Raw genomic sequence first — 696 nt, 5'->3', positions numbered from 1 at the left:
TGAACAGGCAGGCCCCCTGACCGTCGTGCCAGATCACCTTCAAAAGATCGCCGCGGCGACCGCGGAAGCAGAACAAATGCCCGCTCAGCGGATCGCGCCTGAGCACCTCCTGCACCTGCAAAGCCAAGGACGGGAAGCCCTTGCGCATATCGGTGTGACCGGTCGCCAGCCACACCCGCATGCCGGAAGGAATCGGGATCATCGCCGCTCCACAACATCGAGGATCCGGCCGAGCGCCTCGGTGTCGACGTCACTCTCGACCCGCAGGCGACGGCCACCGCCAAGCTCGATCGTCACCATGCTGGTCTTACGACGCGCACGATGAGTGGTGACCTGTTTCAACTGCGGCGGTGCTGCCGGCGCCACCGACGGCGGCGGGCCCGGCAGCACCGCGGCGACCTCCACGGGGACGAATTGCGCGATGGGTGGTGCGAGCATCCGGCAGAGCTCCTTGCGCCATCGGAAAAGCTGGCTCACGTGAATGCCGGCCGACCGCGCGATCTCTGAAACACTGGCCCCGGACTCCAGCGTCGCAGCGACCAGCCGTTCCTTCTCCTCCCGAGACCAGCGCCGACGTCGCTCGACTGACGTGATCACCTCAACGCGCTGCGTTGTCATAGAACTACTCCTAGTGCTTGCACTAGGACTTGCAGCCTTCAGCCTACCTCAGCAAGGCGGCCGCCACCGGACGGTTAC

At 65.4% G+C, this 696-nt stretch carries 2 protein-coding genes; both read right to left on the bottom strand.

The window, feature by feature from the left end:
* A partial coding sequence (gene tnpB / locus EH240_RS37220; RefSeq protein WP_148101196.1) for an IS66 family insertion sequence element accessory protein TnpB occupies positions 1 to 202 on the bottom strand: 202 nt, incomplete at its 3' end.
* Positions 199 to 618 carry an IS66-like element accessory protein TnpA gene (gene tnpA, locus EH240_RS37215; RefSeq protein ID WP_125007275.1) on the bottom strand — a complete coding sequence of 140 codons (420 nt, stop codon included), beginning with the start codon at positions 616 to 618 and terminating at the stop codon, positions 199 to 201. The genes tnpA and tnpB, both read right to left, overlap by 4 nt.
* Positions 619 to 696: the final 78 nt, after the last annotated feature.

The sequence above is a fragment of the Mesorhizobium tamadayense genome (assembly GCF_003863365.1).
In the GTDB taxonomy this organism is placed as follows: domain Bacteria; phylum Pseudomonadota; class Alphaproteobacteria; order Rhizobiales; family Rhizobiaceae; genus Mesorhizobium; species Mesorhizobium tamadayense.
The sequence above is the reverse complement of the archived record's forward strand: the minus strand, read 5'-3'. Positions and strand labels throughout refer to the sequence as shown.

What these genes read in the sequence shown, in the direction of transcription:
- tnpA (WP_125007275.1), bottom strand. Translation starts at nt 618, where the DNA reads ATGACAACGCAGCGCGTTGAGGTGATCACGTCAGTCGAGCGACGTCGG.